Below are 17,038 nucleotides of genomic sequence, written 5' to 3'. Positions count from 1 at the left end.
TTCGGCATGAGTTTCACCCTCGCGATCGTCGGACGGCCCAATGTGGGCAAATCGACGCTGTTCAACCGTCTGGTCGGCAAGCGGCTGGCGCTGGTCGATGACCAGCCCGGCGTCACCCGCGACCTGCGCGAAGGGGATGCGCGGCTGGTCGATCTGCGATTCACCGTGATCGACACGGCGGGTCTGGAGGATGCCACGGATGACAGCCTGCAGGGCCGGATGCGCCGTCTGACCGAACGTGCGGTGGAAATGGCCGATGTCTGCCTGTTCCTGATCGACGGACGGGTCGGTGTCACGTCCCAGGACGAGGTGTTTGCCGATATCCTGCGCCGCAAGAACGCCCATGTGATCCTTGGCGTGAACAAAGCCGAGGGCAAGGCGGGCGACGGTGGCGCGATCGAAGCGTGGAGCTTGGGATTGGGCGAGCCGATCCGCCTCTCTGCTGAACATGGCGAAGGGATGGACGACCTTTACGATGTCCTGCGCCCGATTTCCGACGGGTTTGCCGAACGGGCCGAGGCGGACGCCCCCATCATCGACGTGGACGTGCCCGAAGGCTCCGAGGATGAAGACGATCCCGACGCCCACAAACCGACGGAAAAGCATCCCCTGCAGATTGCGGTGATCGGGCGCCCGAATGCCGGAAAATCGACGCTGATCAACAAGATCATCCGTCAGGACCGCCTTCTGACGGGGCCGGAGGCGGGGATCACGCGGGATGCGATCTCGGTCCGTTCGGATTGGAACGGCACCCCGATCCGTATTTTCGATACGGCCGGAATGCGCAAGAAGGCCAAGATCAACGACAAGGTTGAAAAGCTTTCGGTGGCGGATGGTCTGCGGGCCGTGCGCTTCGCTGAGGTGGTGGTGGTCCTTCTGGATGTCGAGATCCCCTTTGAACAGCAGGACCTTCGCATCGCCGATTTCGCGGAGACCGAGGGCCGCGCGGTCGTGGTCGCCGTCAACAAATGGGATCTTGAGGACGACAAGCAGGACAAGCTGGCCGAATTGAAGGAGATGTTTGACCGCCTTCTGCCGCAGCTTCGCGGTGCGCCATTGATCACCGTGTCGGCCAAGACGGGTCGGGGGCTGGAGCGGCTGCACGATGCCATCCTGCGCGCCCATGACATCTGGAACCGTCGCATTCCAACCGCCCGCCTGAATTCGTGGTTGGGGGCGATGACCGAGGCGCATCCGCCGCCCGCGCCGGGCGGCCGCCGGATCAAGATGCGCTATATGACCCAGGTGAAAACCCGCCCGCCGGGCTTCATCGTGATGTGCAGCCATCAGGACATGGTTCCCGACAGCTACAAACGCTATCTTGTGAACGGGCTGCGCGATCACTTCGACATGCCGGGCACGCCGATCCGCCTGACCTTGCGCGGGCAGGGGGACAAGAACCCCTATAAGGACAAGAAGAACTTCGGCACGCCGTCGCGGCTGCGGAAACACCTGGACAAGAAGAAGCCCTAAGGCGCGTCGGCCGGGGGATCGATCCACCATTCGTGATGCCGGTGCACCAGCGTCGGCTGGATGTCGGCCCCATGCACGCGCGGCGAGGTGTGGCGCATCAACGTCCGCCAGAATGGTTGGATCAACACGCCTTCGTCCTGCAGCGTCCGTTCCAGCCGCGCCATGATGACCTTGCGGGCGTCGGGGTCGGCAATGCCGAGGGCCGTGTCCAGATCGGCATCGAAGGCGTCGTTGGCAAATCCCGTCTCGTTCCATGCCGCGCCGCTGCGATAGGCGAGTTGCAGCACCTGCACCCCCAAGGGACGCATGGTCCAACTTGTTCCTGAAAACGGATAATCGCGCCATTGGGGCCAATAGGCATGGCCGGGTTCGATCTTGCGTTCCACCGCAATTCCGGCGTCATTCAACTGGGCCGCCACCGCGTCGCAGGTCAGGGCCTGCCACGCGTCATCCAGGGATACCAGCGTCAGGGGGGCTGTCAGACTGTCCTGCAAAAGCGCTAGCGCCCCCTCGGGGTCGTGCTCTGTCGGGGGCAGCGGGGCATAGTCGGGCTGAACTGGGGCGACGTGGTGGTTTTCGCCCACGGTCATTCCGGGGGCCGCGATGTCGCGCACCGTGACGTTGCTGACCGCCTGTTGAAGCGCGCGGCGAATCCGGCGGTCTGAGAACTGCGGCAGATCCTGCCGGAACCGCACGGCCAGCGTCGCGGCCGACGCCACCTCGGACCGCACCCAACCGATTCCGTCGAACTGCGGCACCGCGTCCCCCACGCTTTGATCCACCGCGTCGATCAGGTTACGCTGCGCGAAATCCAGGGACCGGGCCGCGCCGGCCCCACTGTCGATATATTCGATCCGGTCCAGCCACGGGCCGCCGAAAACCGCCGTCCCCCACCATGGTCGCGCGGCATCGCGTTCGAGGACCTGCCGGGTTCCGACCTCGTTCTCCACAGGCAGATAGGGGCCGGTGCCCAAGGGGCCCACCGCGGGATCCGCCCCGTCATAGGAGGGATGCACCACCAGCGCCGTATATTCCGAAAAGGCGGCGATCAACGTGGCATCGGGGTGACGCAAGGTCAGGTGCAGCGTGTGATCGTCCTTTACCGTTACCGCATCCTCGTCCAGCCGGCCCTCGCTCTGAAGGGCGCGCATCAGGGCGGCCATGCCGTTGCCGGGCACCCCACCATCGGCCCAACGCCGCAGGTTGAAACGGATATGTTCGGCAATCAGCGGATCCCCGTTCGACCAGCTGATCCCCCGCCGCACCCGCAGGGTCAGGGTGGTGGCCGTGTCGTTCATCTCCCAATCTTGCAGCAGGACGCCCTCGAAACCGCCGTCGGGGGTGTAATTCACCAAAGGCTCCAACCAGCCGCGCAGGACGTTGCCGATTTCGGGCCAGTCGGCCAGACGAGGATCGCACAATGGCAAGGTCGCCATCTGCATCCGCAACGTCCCCCCGCGCACCGGGGCGGGCCCCCCTTGCGCCGCCGCCCGCTCTCCTATCAGCGCCAGCGCCGAAGGGGCCGCTATTCCCAGGGCCGTGACGCGTGCCAGAAACTCGCGCCGGGACAGGTGACCGGTCTGCAGGGCTTGGGCATGGGTTCGGGCGAAGGGATGGATACGTGCCATGCTGCGGTGTGGTGTCCCTGACTGCTCCCCTGGCCGCGCTGTGTCGCACGCGCCGCCCATGACAAAGGTAGGGTCGATTGAGGCGCGGCAAGAGGTGTCCGGGGAAATCCCGCCGAAACGCGCGCCATGTCGCGCATGGAAGCGCCGTCCGTATTCCGGGCGTCAGGGAAGGGTGACTTCGGTCCAGTCGCGCATCCGGCTGCGGAACCACGTCCGCTGGCGTTTGGCGTATTGTCGGCTGGCCAGCTTCGCACGGGCCACCGCGTCGGACAGCAGGATGTCCCCCCGAAGTGCTGCGATCAACTCCGGCGCCCCGATCGCGCGGGACGAGGGGCGGGTGGGATTGAAGGTCGGCTCCTCGCGGCGCGCTTCGTCCAAGGCACCGTCGGCCATCATCTGATCGAACCGGCGGTCGATGCGGGCGTTCAGCCATTCGGGTTCGGGCCGCAGGACGAAGGCTGCGACGGCGGCGCGGGGGTACAGGGGCGGTCCGGTGTCGTCCTGCCAGTCGCGCAAGGGACGTCCGGTCGCGGTCAGCACCTCCCACGCGCGCTGGACGCGGGCGCGGTTGTTCAGGTCGATATGGGCCGCCGTGCGCGGGTCCAATGCGTTGATAAGCTGGGACAGGCTCAGCCCGTCGCCCAAGGCCCTTACGTCGGGCGGGGTCGCAGGAATGTCGGCCAGACCTTCGGTCAGCGCCATGAAATAAAGGCCGGTGCCGCCGACGATGACGGGCCGCAGGCCCGCATCCAGCGCGGCCACGTCGCGCAGCCAGTGGCCGGTGGAATAGGTCTGGTCTCGCCCGACATGGCCGTAAAGGGCGTGGGGCAGGGCAGCTTCCTCGGGTTCGGTCGGGCGGGCGGTCAGAATGCGCCAGTTGGCATAGACCTGAAGCGCATCGGCATTGACGATCACGCCGCCCTGTTCGGCCACGATCCGCGCGGCCAGCGCCGATTTGCCGCTGGCGGTCGGCCCCGCGATCAGCACGGGCTGCGTCGGGTCCAACCCCGCGATGATGCCGCTGTGCCCGCTGTCAGCCATTCCCCGCCGTCAATCTGCTGCCCGTGGTTGTAACCTGCCGCGTTTTCCGACATTTTCAGGCGAAGTAAACCCCCGCCGATGAAAGCCGCACATGTCCCAGATCGCCGTCGCCCCCGTCACCTACAAACGCGTCATGCTGAAGATCTCTGGCGAGGCGCTGATGGGGGATCAGGGATTCGGCCTCAACCCCCCCACTGTGGCCCGCATCGCCCAGGAGGTGAAGTCGGTTCACGATCTGGGGGTGGAGATCTGCATGGTCATCGGCGGGGGCAACATCTTCCGCGGGCTGCAAGGATCGGCCCAGGGGATGGAGCGGACCACCGCCGATTACATGGGCATGTTGGCCACGGTGATGAACGCGCTGGCCATGCAGGCCGCGCTGGAATCGCTGGACATCCACACACGCGTGATCAGCGCGATTCCGATGGATCAGGTCTGCGAACCCTATATCCGCCGTCGCGCCGTCCGGCATCTTGAGAAAAAACGGGTCTGCATCTTCGCGGCCGGAACCGGAAACCCCTATTTCACGACGGACACCGCCGCGACCCTGCGTGCCAGCGAGATGGCCTGTCAGGCGATCTTCAAGGGCACCAAGGTGGACGGCGTCTATGACCGCGACCCGGCCAAGCATTCCGACGCCCGCCGCTATGACAATGTCAGCTATGACGAGGTGCTGCAGAAGCATCTGGGGGTGATGGACGCCTCGGCCATCGCGTTGGCCCGTGACAACCATCTGCCCATCATCGTCTTTTCGCTGGACGAACCGGGCGGGTTCTGCGGCATCCTGCGCGGCGAGGGAACCTATACCCGCGTTCACGGCTAAGACTATACCATCTGTTGCGGGGCTGATATGAAGCCCCGAATGGCCGCGCGGGCGGCCCGCACTGTGGAAGGAAGTCCCGATGTCCGACGATCTTGAAATCGACCTTGATGGAATTGAACGCCGTATGGACGGCGCGATCGCTTCCCTGCGGGTGGAATTCGGCTCGTTGCGGACCGGACGCGCCTCGGGTGCCATTCTGGACCCGATCCAGGTCGATGCCTACGGCCAGATGACGCCGGTCAACCAGCTGGGGACGGTCAACGTGCCGGAGCCGCGGATGGTCGTGATCAACGTCTGGGACAAGGGCATGATCGGCAAGGTGGAGAAGGCGATCCGCGAATCCGGCATCGGCATCAATCCGGTGGTGGACGGACCGCTGATCCGCCTGCCCATTCCCGAACTGAACGAGGAGCGCCGCCGGGAGCTGACCAAGGTTGCCGCCGGCTATGCCGAACAGACCCGCGTCGCGATCCGCAACGTGCGGCGCGACGGGATGGACCAGATCAAGAAGGCGAAGACGGCGGGCATGGCCGAGGATGACCAGAAGATGTGGTCGGACGAGGTTCAGTCCCTGACCGACAAGGCGATCGCCAATGTCGACAAGGCGCTGGAACAAAAACAACAGGAAATCATGCAGGTCTGAGGACCGGCATGAAGGGGGGGCCGCTCATGCACGGCACGCACGAGACCGGGGGTGCCCGGCACGTCGCCATCATCATGGACGGCAATGGCCGCTGGGCCACGAACCGGGGCTGGCCGCGCCTTGTCGGGCACCGCAAAGGCGCCGAGCGGGTGAAGGAGATCGTCCGCACCGCCCCCGATCTGGGGATCGAGTGGCTGACGATCTATGCCTTCTCGACCGAGAACTGGAAGCGGTCGACCGAGGAAGTTCTTGGCCTGATGGGCATATTCGCCCGCTATATCGAAAAGGAGGCGGGGCGCCTTGCGGCCGAGGGGGTTCGTATGCGCTTCATCGGCAACCGTGATCGGCTGGACCGGCGTTTGCAGGACCTGATGGCGGGGATCGAGCGGCGGACCGCGCATCTGACCCGGCTGAACCTGACGGTCGCCATCAACTATGGCGGCCGGGACGAGGTGACGCGGGCGGTCCGGTCCCTGCTGGCCGAGGCGGCGGCGGGGCGGCTTGAGCCGGAGGCGATCACCGACGCGGCCATTTCCGCCGCCCTCGATACGCGCGACTTGCCCGACCCCGATCTGGTGATCCGCACCTCGGGGGAAACGCGGACATCGAACTTCCTGCCCTGGCAGTCGGCTTACGCCGAATATGAATTCACGCCGACCTTGTGGCCCGACTTCACCCCCGATGAACTCTCGCGCATCGTTGCCCGTTTCGGGAATCGCGACCGGCGGTTCGGCGGTGTGAAACAAGCATGAGGCGCAGCGGCAAGCAGGGGCGCTGGGGCGATCTTCCCAAACGCATGGCCTCGGCCCTGATCATGCTGGCGATCGGTGCGATCGAGGTGTGGCTGGGCGGCGTGACGTTCGCCTGGCTGGTGATCATCCTCACGGGGCTGATGCTATGGGAACTGGCGCGGATGCAGCGGCCGGTCGTGCCTTGGGCGCCGGTCGCGCTCGGGCTTATCGGAAGCCTGGCGCTATACACGGTGCTTGTGACGTCGACAGTTTATCTTCTGCCGTTGATCCTGGTCCCGACCGCAGCTTGCACCTTTGCCATGGGGCATCGCAAGGTCTCCATGGTCTATGCCTTGGCGATCATGCTTGCGGGGTACACGCTGGTGGATTTGCGGGCCGCGGCGGGAACGCCGGTGATCATCTGGCTGATCTCCATCGTGGTCGCGTCGGACGTGATGGGATATTTCGTCGGGCGCAGCTTGGGCGGCCCGAAATTCTGGCCGCGGGTCAGCCCGAACAAAACCTGGTCCGGGACCATTGCGGGCTGGGTCGGGGCGGCCATCGTCGGCGCGATTTTCGTCGTCTTCCAGCACGAACCGTGGGAGTTGATCCTGCTGTCGCCCGTCGTCGCCTTTGCCGGGCAGCTGGGGGACATCGCGGAAAGCTGGATCAAGCGGCGGGCGGAGATCAAGGACAGTTCCAGCCTGATCCCGGGGCATGGTGGCGTTCTGGACCGGTTCGACGCGCTGATCGGCGCGGTTGTGGCCATCCTGCTTCTTGGCCTCCTTTTTCCCCTTCCCATACCGAACGGCATCTGAACCATGCGTAGAATTTCGATTTTCGGGGCCACCGGCTCGATCGGGGAAAGTACGTTCGATCTTGTCCGGCACCGGGAGGATATCCGCACGGTCGCGCTCACCGGTGGGCGGAATGTGGCCCGTCTGGCGCAGATGGCCCGTGAATTGCGGGCCGAGGTGGCCGTCACGGCCTATGACGAGTGTCTGCCCGAGCTTCGCGAGGCGCTGGCAGGGTCGGGGGTTGACGCAGCCGGGGGGCGGGAGGCCATTGTCGAGGCGGCGGACCGTCCGGCGGATTGGATCATGTCGGCCATCGTCGGGGCGGCAGGTCTTCTGCCCGGTCTGCGCGCCTTGCGGCACGGCACGACGCTGGCGCTTGCGAACAAGGAAAGTCTGGTGACGGCGGGGCCGTTGCTGATGGCCACGGCGGCGGCATCCGGCGCGACGATCCTGCCGGTGGATAGCGAACATTCCGGTATATTCCAATGCCTTGCCGGATCATCTTCATCGGGTATCGAAAGGGCAATCATTACCGCGTCGGGCGGTCCGTTTCGCGAATGGACGGCCGAGCGCATGGCGAACGCCACCTTGGCCGAGGCCGTGGCGCATCCAAGCTGGGCGATGGGGCAGCGCATTTCCATCGACAGCGCATCCATGTTCAACAAGGCACTGGAAGTTATCGAAACGCGGGAGTTTTTTGATATCGAGCCTGCGCGGATCGAGGTGTTGGTTCATCCCCAATCCATCGTTCATGCCATGGTCGGCTTTGCCGATGGTGGTCTTCTGGCCCATCTTGGGCCGGCGGACATGCGTCATGCCATCGGGTTCGCGCTGAATTGGCCGGACCGGCGGCATGTGCCGGTGGATCGGCTGGATCTGGCCCGTATCGGCGCGCTGGAGTTTCGCGCACCCGACGACATGCGCTTTCCGGCCCTGCGCCTGGCGCGTGAGGTGATGGACATGCGCGGCCTGCATGGCGCGGTCCTGAACGCCGCGAAGGAGATCGCGCTGGATCACTTCATCGCGGGGCGGATTGCCTTTCCCCATATGGCGGTCATGGTGGAGAAGACGCTTCAGCAGGCGGCGGGCGATCCGTTCTTCGGGCAGCCCGCCACGCGGCTGGAGGATATCGAGGAGGCCGACGCCCGCGCGCGCCGATGGGCCACCACGCAGGCAGAGGGCTGAATGGACCTGATCGGTTATCTTCCGCAGTTCGGCAATCTTGCCTGGACGGTTCTGGCCTTCATCACGGCCTTGTCGATCATCATCGCCATTCACGAATACGGTCATTACATCATCGGGCGCCTGTGCGGCATCCATGCGGAGGTCTTTTCGCTTGGGTTCGGTCCGGTTCTGCTGTCGCGGCGTGACCGGCGCGGGACGTTGTGGCAGATCGCCGCCTTGCCCTTGGGCGGGTATGTGAAGTTTCTGGGCGATGCGGATGCCGCCTCCACCCGCGCCATCGAAGTGGAGGGGATCAATCCACGACGCACCTTGCCGGGGGCGCCGCTGTGGGCGCGGGCGGCGACGGTGGCGGCGGGCCCTGCATTCAATTTCGTGTTTGCGATCATTGTCTTCGCGGGCGTTGTTATGGTTCAGGGGATGCCGGTTGATCGTCCGATCATCGGCTCGGTCCGTGCGCTTCCTCAGGGCGATGGCGGACTGCAGGCGGGGGACCGCCTGATCCGTATCGGGGATACGCCTGTGGCAACCTGGGCCGACGTGTCGGCGGCCGCAGAACAGAGCGAAACGCCCACGGTCCCCTATGAGATCGAGCGGAATGGCCAGACCCTTTCCGTTCAGGGGCCAAACCCCTTTCCGCCGGTCGTGGCCAGCGTGGCCCCCCGGTCGGCGGCGCTGGAGGCGGGCCTGCGCGAGGGGGACGTGATCGCGCACGTGAACGGCACGCCCATCAGCACCTTCACCGATCTGCGCGACATCGTCGGCGCGGCGGATGGCGGGGAGGTGACGCTGGACATCTGGCGTGCGGGGCAGAATCTGGACCGGACGCTCAGCCCGAAGCGTCAGGATATCCCCTTGCCCTCCGGCGGGTTCGAGACGCGGTGGTTGATCGGGGTGACCGGTGATCTGGTGTTCGTGCCCGAAAGCCGCCGGGCCGGCGGGATCGAGGCGGTCGGCATTGCCGCCAATCAGACATGGACGATCGTGACCACCAGCTTGTCGGGCATGTGGCACATGGTGACAGGGGCGATATCCACCTGCAACCTTCAGGGGCCGATCGGCATTGCCGAAACGTCGGGTGCGGCGGCGTCGGCGGGGGCGCAAAACTTCATCTGGTTCATTGCGGTTTTGTCCGTGGCGGTGGGTCTGATGAACCTGTTCCCCATTCCGGTGCTGGATGGCGGGCATCTGGTCTTTTATGCGATCGAGGCTGTGCTGGGGCGCCCCCCGGGCCCGCGCTTCATGAACGCGATGATGACCGGCGGATTGGCGCTGGTTCTGGGTCTAATGGTATTTGCGCTGACCAACGATATTTTCTGTCCCTGACCCCACCTCACGCTTTTGACAAGGCGCGGCATTGCGGCTAGTCAGGAACGCAACAAAGTCAAAGAATGGGGCAGCGATGGGACGCAGCAATCGGCGTGTGGGCAAGGCAGGGCTGCGCCCCGCCGTCGTGTCGGTCTTTCTGGGGATGACCGCGGCCGGTGCGGCCGTGATCCCGGCGATCGCACAAAGCTACAGCTTCTCGAACGTGGTGGTGAAGGGCAACGACCGCGTGGACGTGCCGACCGTCCTGTCCTTTGCCGGAATTCAGGCGGGGCAGTCGTTGTCGGCGGGGGAGCTGAACTCCGCCTATCAGCGCCTTGTGAATTCCAACCTGTTCCAGACGGTTGAGATGGTTCCCCAAGGGGGCACGCTGGTCATCCGCGTGTCGGAATATCCGATCATCAGCCGGATCGCGTATGAGGGGAATTCGGTCATTTCCGATGAGCGTCTGGCCGAGGTCGTGAAATCCCAGACCCGTCGCGCCTATTCCCCCGCGCAGGCCGAGGCGGATGCGGCGGCGATCACGCTCGCCTATTCCCAATCGGGGCGCAACGCCGCGACGGTGGAACCGCAGATCATCCGGCGGACGCAGAACCGGGTGGATCTGGTCTTTACCGTGACCGAAGGCCGGGTGGCAGAGGTTGAGCGCATCGCCTTCGCCGGCAACCGCACCTATTCCGACCGCCGTTTGCGGCAGGTTCTGGAAACGCGGCAGGCGGGGATCCTGCGGCGCCTGATTTCGGCCGATACGTTCATTCCCGAACGGGTGCAGCTGGACCGCCAGCTTCTGCGCGACTTCTATCTCTCGCGCGGGTTTGCCGATGTGCAAATTCCCGAACCCTCCGCTGAATTGACGCGGGAACGGAATGCGTTCTTCATCACCTTCAACATTCAGGAAGGGCAGCGGTATCGCATGGGCAACGTCGCCCTCGCGTCCGAGGTGGCGGGCATCGACCTTGCCCCCTTCCAGCGTCAATTGTGGATCAAACCGGGCAGCTACTATTCGCCCGCGTCCATCGACAACGTCACCACGCGGATGGAGAATGTCGGCGTTCAGGAAGGACTGAACTTCGTCCGGGTGGAGCCTCGGATCAGCCGCAACGAAGCGGCGGGAACGCTGGACGTGACCTTCACGCTGGTGCGCGGCCCGCGCGTTTTCGTGGAACGCATCGACATCGAGGGCAACACGACGACGCAGGACCGCGTGATCCGGCGTCAGTTCCGCACGGTCGAAGGCGACCCCTTCAACCCGCGCGAGATCCGGCAGGCGGCGGAACGGATCCGCGCCCTCGGGTTCTTTGCCGATGCGCAGGTTGAAAGCCAGCAGGGCAGCGCCCCCGATCAGGTTCTGGTCAACGTCGATGTCGAGGAGCAGCCGACCGGGTCGCTGTCCTTCGGTGTGGCCTATGGCGCCGTGTCCGGTGTGGGCTTCAACATCGGCTTTTCGGAGTCGAACTTCCTCGGGCGCGGTCAGTTTCTGGGCATCGACATCGGAACCGGCAGCGACAGCGTGAATTCGACCTTCACCTTCGCCGAGCCAGGGTTCCTGGGGCGCGATCTGCGGTTCGCCTTTCAGGCGAACTATACCGAGACGAACAACGAGAACGCCGATTACAACACGAAATCGATCGGCTTCGGCCCGTCGCTGGCCTTTCCCGTGGGCGAGAACAGCCGTCTGGAACTGCGCTATCGTTTGTCTCAGGACGAGATTTCGGGCGTGGACCGCGCGTCCTTCGACGAGGCGGGGAACCAGATCGGAAACGGATCCTCGGCGATCCTTCAGCGCGAAGAGGCGTTGGGCGAGCGGATCACAAGCGCGGTAGGCTACACTTACAGCTATGACACGCGGACGAACGGCATCAACCCGCTGGGCGGGATCCTGCTGCGGTTCGGTCAGGACTTCGCCGGTGTGGGCGGGGACGTGCAGTCGGTCAAGACCAGCTTCACCGCCGTGGCCGAACGCCGCGTCTGGAACGAGGATCTGACCCTGCGCGCAGTGTTCGAGGGCGGCGCGCTGACCATGCTGGATGATGATGTCAGCACGGTTCCGAACCGGTATTTCGGCAATTCCATCCGGGGCTTCGATCCGAACGGGCTTGGCCCGCGCGACCTGCAGGCGACCAACCGCGATGCGTTGGGCGGCAACTATTTCGCCGTGGCGCGTCTGGAATCCGAATTCCCGATCGGTCTGCCGGCGGAATATGGCATCACGGGCGGTCTGTTCGCCGATGCGGGATCGGTCTGGGGTCTGGACGACAATATCGGGACCAATGGCGTGCCGGTGGATGACAGCGCACATCTGCGGTCCTCGGTCGGATTTTCCATCTTCTGGACAACGCCGATCGGTCCGTTGCGTCTGAACTTCACACGGGCACTGGTGAAGGAAGACTATGATGAGGTTCGCAACTTCGACCTGACCGTCAGCACGCGGTTCTGATGAAGCGCCTTTTCGCCATCCTTTTGATGGCGCTGCCGCTGCCCATGGCCGCGCAGACGCCGCCCCAGTCCACGGACGGGGCGGCGATGGCGATCCTGACTGTCGTGCCCGACCGCCTGTTCGAGGAGACGGAGGCCGGCCGCACCGCCACCGACCGCTATCAGCAGGCATCGCAGGCGTTGCTGAACGAAAACCGCGGGTTGGAGGCCGCTTTGGCCACCGAGGAGCGCGTTCTGACCGAAAAACGTGCCACCCTGCCGGTCGAGGATTTTCGCCGCATGGCGGATGCCTTCGACGACAAGGCCCAGCAGATCCGCCGCGATCAGGACGCGAAATCCCTGCGCATCACGCGCCAGCGCGATCTGGATCGCCAGCTGTTCTTTCAGGCCGCCCTGCCGGTGCTGGCGGGCCTGATGCGTGAAAAGCGTGCGCTGGTGATCCTGGACCGCAGCAGCGTCTTTCTGTCTTTCGATGTGATCGACATCACGGATGAGGCGGTGGTGGAGTTGAACAACACTTTGGGGGATGGAACGCAGGTCTTCCAGAGCGCCCCGGAAACGCCCGCGCCCTGACCGCTTGCCGTGGGGGGGAGCCCTTGATAGTCAAGCCGTCAAGGCCAACCGAAGGAGAGCCAATGACCGAGATCGCCATCCCGACCGAGGCCGACATCCAGCTGATCAAGCGGATCCTGCCGCATCGGTATCCGTTCCTTCTGGTCGACAAGGTCCGTGACATCGTGCCGAACACCTCTGCGGTGGGGATCAAGAACGTCACCTTCAACGAGCCGCAATTCACCGGCCATTTCCCGGAAGTGCCGGTCTTTCCCGGCGTCCTGATCGTTGAGGCGATGGCCCAGACGGCCGCCGTCATGGTCGGTGTGTCGATGGACCTCGCCGACAAGAACATGCTTGTCTATTTCATGGGTGTTGATTCCTGCAAGTTCCGGCGCAAGGTCGGGCCCGGGGATCAGATGGTCATGACCGTCACGACGAAGCGGGGCGGTGGCAAGGTCTGGAAATTCTCGGCCCGCGCCGAGGTCGATGGTGAACTTGCGGCCGAGGCCGAATTCACCGCGATGATGGATTTTCCGAAAGCGTCCTGATGTCCGTTCATCCTTCCGCCATCGTCGATCCTTCCGCAACCTTGGGCCGGGACGTCGTCATCGGTCCGTTTGCGGTCATCGGGCCGGATGTCACCCTGGGCGACCGGGTGGAGATCAAGAGCCATGCCGTCATCACCGGCCACACCCAGATCGGCGAGGAGACGATCGTCTTCCCCTTCGCCGTGGTGGGCGAGGTGCCGCAGGATCTGAAATATCGCGGCGAAAAAACCCGGCTTGTGATCGGCAAGCGCAATCGTATCCGCGAAGGGGCGACGCTGAACCTTGGGACCGAAGGGGGCGGCGGCGTCACGACTGTGGGGGACGATTGCCTGTTCATGACCGGTAGCCATGTCGGACATGATGCGCAGGTGGGCAACCGGGTGATCCTTGCCAATCAGGCGGCGGTGGCAGGGCACTGCGTCCTTGGGGATGACGTGATCGTCGGCGGCTTGTCGGGCATTCACCAATGGGTGCGCATCGGACGCGGGGCGATCATCGGCGCTGTCACGATGGTGACGAACGACGTTCTGCCGCACGGTCTGGTTCAGGGCCCGAGGGGCGAGCTGGACGGGCTGAACCTTGTCGGCCTGAAGCGGCGCGGGGTGCAGCGGTCCGAAATCACGGCTCTGCGTGCGGGGTATCAGATGCTGGCGCAAGGCGACGGGACGTTCCTGGACCGCGCCCGCCGCCTGCATGACGAATCCGACAGCGAGCATGTGCGCGAGATGACGGATTTCATTCTGGGCGCGACCGACCGGTCGTTCCTGACCCCGAAATGAGCGGCACGGCCATCATCGCGGGAACGGGGCGGCTGCCCGCGATTCTGGCGGCGGGTCCGTCGCGGCCTGTCGTGGCGGCCATGGAAGGCTTCATGCCTGACGGCCTCGCCCCGGATCTGACCTTTCGGTTGGAGCGGCTGGCCCCGTTGATGCGCGAATTGTCGGCCCGCGATGTGCACCGCGTGGTCTTTGCGGGGGCGGTGCGCCGGCCCAACCTCGACCCCGCGATGTTCGACCCCGAAACGGCGGCGCTGGTGCCGCGCATCCTGGGCGCGATGCAAAGCGGGGACGACGCCCTGCTGCGCGCGGTCATCGGCGTGTTCGAGGACGCGGGCTTTGCCGTATGCGGCGCAGGCGATCTGCTCCCGGACCTTGTGCCCGAGACGGGGGTTCTGTGCGGGGATGTCACGCCGGAGATGGAGCGCGACGCCGCCTTTGCCGCGCGCATCGTGGGGACGCTGGGCGCGCTGGATGTGGGGCAGGGCGCGGTGGTGGCGAACGGCCTGTGCCTTGCGATCGAAGCGTTACCGGGCACGGATGCGATGCTTGACTGGGTGCGGGCCACACGTCAGGGCGCGGGCGGCGTGATGTTCAAGGCCCCCAAGCCAGAACAGGACCGCCGCATCGATTTGCCCACCTTGGGACCCGATACCGTCACACGCGCGGCCAAGGCCGGTCTGCGCGCCATTGCGTGGGAGGCAGGGGGTGTCCTGCTGCTTGACCGAGCGGAGGTTCTGCGCAGGGCGACCGATCTGGGGGTAACCTTGTGGGCGCGGGCGGAATGAAGCTGTTTCTGATCGCGGGGGAGCCTTCGGGCGATCGGTTGGGCGCGGCGCTGATGCGGGCGCTGAAGGGTCTGCGCCCCGACGTGAGCTTCTTCGGTGTGGGCGGCCCCGCGATGACGGCGGAAGGGCTGACCAGCCTCTTTCCGATGGATGAACTGTCGGTCATGGGCATCGCCGAGGTGCTGCCGAAATACATGGCCCTGAAACGTCGTATCCGCGAATGCGCCGATGCGGTGATCGCGATGGAGCCGCAGGCCCTGATCACCATCGATTCGCCCGATTTCAATCTGCGCGTCGCCCGTCTTGTGAAGGAGGCGCGGCCGAAACAGCGGACGATCCATTATGTGGCGCCCTCGGTCTGGGCATGGCGGCCCAAGCGGGCAGAGAAGATGGCGCGGTCCATCGATCATGTGCTCGCGCTTTTGCCATTCGAGCCGCCTTACATGACCGCCGTCGGCATGACGTGCGATTTTGTCGGGCACCCGGTGGTTTCCGAAGCCAAGGCGTCGGACAACGAGGCCTGGGCATTCCGTCAGAATGTCGAAAACGCCCCCTTGATCCTTGCCCTCCCCGGGTCGCGGCGGGGTGAGGTCAGCCGTTTGACCCCCATTCTCGGCGAGGTCATGGCCCGCGTGCGCGAGCGGTTCCCCCAAGCGGGCGTTCTGCTGCCGACCGTGCCGGGCGTTGCGGATCTGGTGCGCGATCTGACGGCGGGTTGGCCCATCGCGCCCCAGATCATTCAGGATCCGGCAGGCAAGCGCATCGCGTTCCGGGCGGCGGATGTGGCCATCGCCGCCTCGGGGACGGTGTCGCTGGAACTGGCCGCGAACCGGCTGCCGATGGTTGTCGCCTATGACATGAATCCGCTCAGCATGTGGATGATGCGGAAGATGGCGCTGATCGACACGGTGACGCTGGTCAATCTTGTGTCCGACACGCGTGCGGTGCCGGAGTTTCTGGGCCGCGAGTGTCGGGCAGACCGGATCGCGCCGGCGGTGCTCGACCTTCTGGACAACGAGGTCCGTGCCGAAGCCCAGCGCCGCGCGATGGAGATCACGATGACCCGGCTGGGCGAGGGGGGCGATCCGCCGGCGGAACGGGCCGCGCGGTCGGTTCTGCAGGCCCTGACCTAACGCCCGCGCCAGATCCAGCCGCCGCCGAAGATGCGGCTGCTGTCGGGGGCGTAGAACACGCAGGCCTGCCCTGCGGAGACCCCGTCTTCGGGCGACAGAAGTTCAACCTCGGCCTCGGTCGCCGAGAGGGGGCGCAGGATGGCCGCGCGGGGCGCGCGGGTGGAGCGCACCTTGACGTTCACATGCCATTCCGGCTGGCTGGTGAACGGGCTGTCGCCCAGCCAGTTGATCTCACGCACGGGGATGATGCGGGTGGACAGCGCCTCTTTCGGGCCGACGATGACCCGACGCGCGTCGGGATCAAGCCGAACGACATAGAGCGGATCGCCCAGGCCGCCGATGCCCAGACCGCGTCGCTGGCCGATCGTGTAGTGGATCACCCCGCGATGGGTGCCCAACACGTTGCCGTCCATGTCCACGATCTCGCCCGGATCGGCCGCGCCGGGACGCAGCTTTTCGATCACGGCGGCGTAATCGCCGTTCGGCACGAAGCAGATATCCTGACTGTCGGGCTTGTCGGCCACCGAAAGATCGTAGCGCGCCGCGAGCGCCCGTGTTTCCGCCTTGGACGCCAGATGCCCGAGGGGGAAGCGCAGATAGTCCAACTGCTCCGCCGTGGTGGAAAACAGGAAATAGCTTTGATCCCGCGCGGCGTCGGTGGCGCAGTGCAGTTCGGCCCCCATCGCCCCCATCTTGCGCTGGATGTAATGGCCCGTCGCCATGCAGTCGGCGTCAAGATCGCGGGCGGTCTGCAACAGGTCCTTGAACTTTACCCGTTCGTTGCAGCGGATGCAGGGCACCGGCGTCGCCCCGGCCAGATAGGCGTCGGCGAATTCGTCGATCACCGCCTCACGGAACGTGTTTTCGTAATCGAGGACGTAATGGGGAAATCCCATGGCATCGGCCACGCGCCGAGCGTCGTGGATATCGCGGCCCGCACAGCAGGCGCCCTTCTTGGCCAGCGCTGCCCCATGATCGTAAAGCTGCAAGGTGACGCCCACGACGTCATACCCTTCTTCCTTCAACTGGGCCGCCACGACCGAACTGTCTACGCCGCCCGACATCGCGACGACGACGCGGGTGGCCGAAGGGGGCTTGGCAAATCCAAGCGAATTCAGGGGATGGTCGAGCATGGCAGGCACCCGTGTGTGGAAGGCC

Annotated in this window: 16 protein-coding genes; 13 read left to right on the top strand and 3 right to left on the bottom strand. The window is 65.2% G+C overall.

Annotated elements, in window-relative coordinates:
• Positions 1-6: 6 nt before the first annotated feature.
• The gene (gene der, locus MU449_RS07345) at positions 7-1,473 is read left to right on the top strand and encodes a ribosome biogenesis GTPase Der (RefSeq protein WP_244737380.1); all 1,467 of its coding nucleotides are present in this window, start codon (positions 7-9) and stop codon (positions 1,471-1,473) included.
• On the opposite strand, the gene MU449_RS07340 is transcribed toward der, so the two are convergent.
• Positions 1,470-3,101 carry an ABC transporter substrate-binding protein gene (locus MU449_RS07340; RefSeq protein WP_244737379.1) on the bottom strand — a complete coding sequence of 544 codons (1,632 nt, stop codon included), beginning with the start codon at positions 3,099-3,101 and terminating at the stop codon, positions 1,470-1,472. The genes der and MU449_RS07340 overlap by 4 nt on opposite strands.
• 162 nt (positions 3,102-3,263) lie before the next feature.
• Complete coding sequence (gene miaA / locus MU449_RS07335; RefSeq protein WP_244737378.1) at positions 3,264-4,142, bottom strand: tRNA (adenosine(37)-N6)-dimethylallyltransferase MiaA; 879 nt, start codon at positions 4,140-4,142, stop codon at positions 3,264-3,266.
• Between the two features lie 91 nt (positions 4,143-4,233).
• On the opposite strand from miaA, the gene pyrH reads away from it, so the two are divergent.
• The 12 genes from pyrH to lpxB all read left to right on the top strand — a co-directional run bounded on the left by pyrH (position 4,234) and on the right by lpxB (position 15,880).
• Entirely contained in the window at positions 4,234-4,965 is a 732-nt protein-coding gene (gene pyrH, locus MU449_RS07330) for a UMP kinase (protein ID WP_244737377.1), read from the top strand.
• Positions 4,966-5,044: 79 nt separating this feature from the next.
• Complete coding sequence (gene frr, locus MU449_RS07325; protein WP_244737376.1) at positions 5,045-5,608, top strand: ribosome recycling factor; 564 nt, start codon at positions 5,045-5,047, stop codon at positions 5,606-5,608.
• A 26-nt stretch (positions 5,609-5,634) separates the two neighbouring features.
• A complete protein-coding gene (gene uppS, locus MU449_RS07320) occupies positions 5,635-6,360 on the top strand; it encodes a polyprenyl diphosphate synthase (RefSeq protein WP_244737375.1) in 726 nt (241 codons plus the stop codon).
• On the top strand, positions 6,357-7,157 hold the full coding sequence (locus MU449_RS07315; RefSeq protein WP_244737374.1) for a phosphatidate cytidylyltransferase: 801 nt from the start codon (positions 6,357-6,359) through the stop codon (positions 7,155-7,157). The genes uppS and MU449_RS07315 overlap by 4 nt, the downstream gene beginning before the upstream one ends.
• A 3-nt stretch (positions 7,158-7,160) precedes the next feature.
• A complete protein-coding gene (gene dxr / locus MU449_RS07310; RefSeq protein WP_244737373.1) occupies positions 7,161-8,321 on the top strand; it encodes a 1-deoxy-D-xylulose-5-phosphate reductoisomerase in 1,161 nt (386 codons plus the stop codon).
• Positions 8,322-9,644: an RIP metalloprotease RseP gene (rseP, locus tag MU449_RS07305; RefSeq protein ID WP_244737372.1), complete on the top strand. Its 1,323-nt coding sequence runs from the start codon at positions 8,322-8,324 to the stop codon at positions 9,642-9,644.
• Between the two features lie 76 nt (positions 9,645-9,720).
• Positions 9,721-12,081, top strand: a complete 2,361-nt coding sequence (gene bamA, locus MU449_RS07300; protein ID WP_244737371.1) for an outer membrane protein assembly factor BamA — start codon at positions 9,721-9,723, stop codon at positions 12,079-12,081.
• The gene (locus MU449_RS07295) at positions 12,081-12,653 is read left to right on the top strand and encodes an OmpH/Skp family outer membrane protein (RefSeq protein WP_244737370.1); all 573 of its coding nucleotides are present in this window, start codon (positions 12,081-12,083) and stop codon (positions 12,651-12,653) included. The genes bamA and MU449_RS07295 overlap by 1 nt, the downstream gene beginning before the upstream one ends.
• 62 nt (positions 12,654-12,715) lie before the next feature.
• Positions 12,716-13,183, top strand: a complete 468-nt coding sequence (gene fabZ, locus MU449_RS07290) for a 3-hydroxyacyl-ACP dehydratase FabZ (RefSeq protein ID WP_244737369.1) — start codon at positions 12,716-12,718, stop codon at positions 13,181-13,183.
• Positions 13,180-13,962 carry an acyl-ACP--UDP-N-acetylglucosamine O-acyltransferase gene (gene lpxA / locus MU449_RS07285; RefSeq protein ID WP_244738982.1) on the top strand — a complete coding sequence of 261 codons (783 nt, stop codon included), beginning with the start codon at positions 13,180-13,182 and terminating at the stop codon, positions 13,960-13,962. Before fabZ ends, lpxA begins: the two co-directional genes overlap by 4 nt.
• Positions 13,959-14,747, top strand: coding sequence for an LpxI family protein (locus MU449_RS07280; RefSeq protein ID WP_244737368.1), 789 nt, complete (start codon positions 13,959-13,961; stop codon positions 14,745-14,747). The genes lpxA and MU449_RS07280 overlap by 4 nt, the downstream gene beginning before the upstream one ends.
• Positions 14,744-15,880, top strand: coding sequence for a lipid-A-disaccharide synthase (lpxB, locus tag MU449_RS07275; protein WP_244737367.1), 1,137 nt, complete (start codon positions 14,744-14,746; stop codon positions 15,878-15,880). Before MU449_RS07280 ends, lpxB begins: the two co-directional genes overlap by 4 nt.
• Here the strand turns inward: lpxB and mnmA are convergent.
• Positions 15,877-17,013, bottom strand: a complete 1,137-nt coding sequence (gene mnmA / locus MU449_RS07270) for a tRNA 2-thiouridine(34) synthase MnmA (protein WP_244737365.1) — start codon at positions 17,011-17,013, stop codon at positions 15,877-15,879. The genes lpxB and mnmA overlap by 4 nt on opposite strands.
• Positions 17,014-17,038: the final 25 nt, after the last annotated feature.

It is taken from the genome of Falsirhodobacter halotolerans (genome assembly GCF_022899245.1).
Lineage (GTDB): Bacteria > Pseudomonadota > Alphaproteobacteria > Rhodobacterales > Rhodobacteraceae > Falsirhodobacter > Falsirhodobacter halotolerans.
Note: the sequence above shows the minus strand (reverse complement) of the source record. Positions and strands in the feature narration are given on the sequence as shown.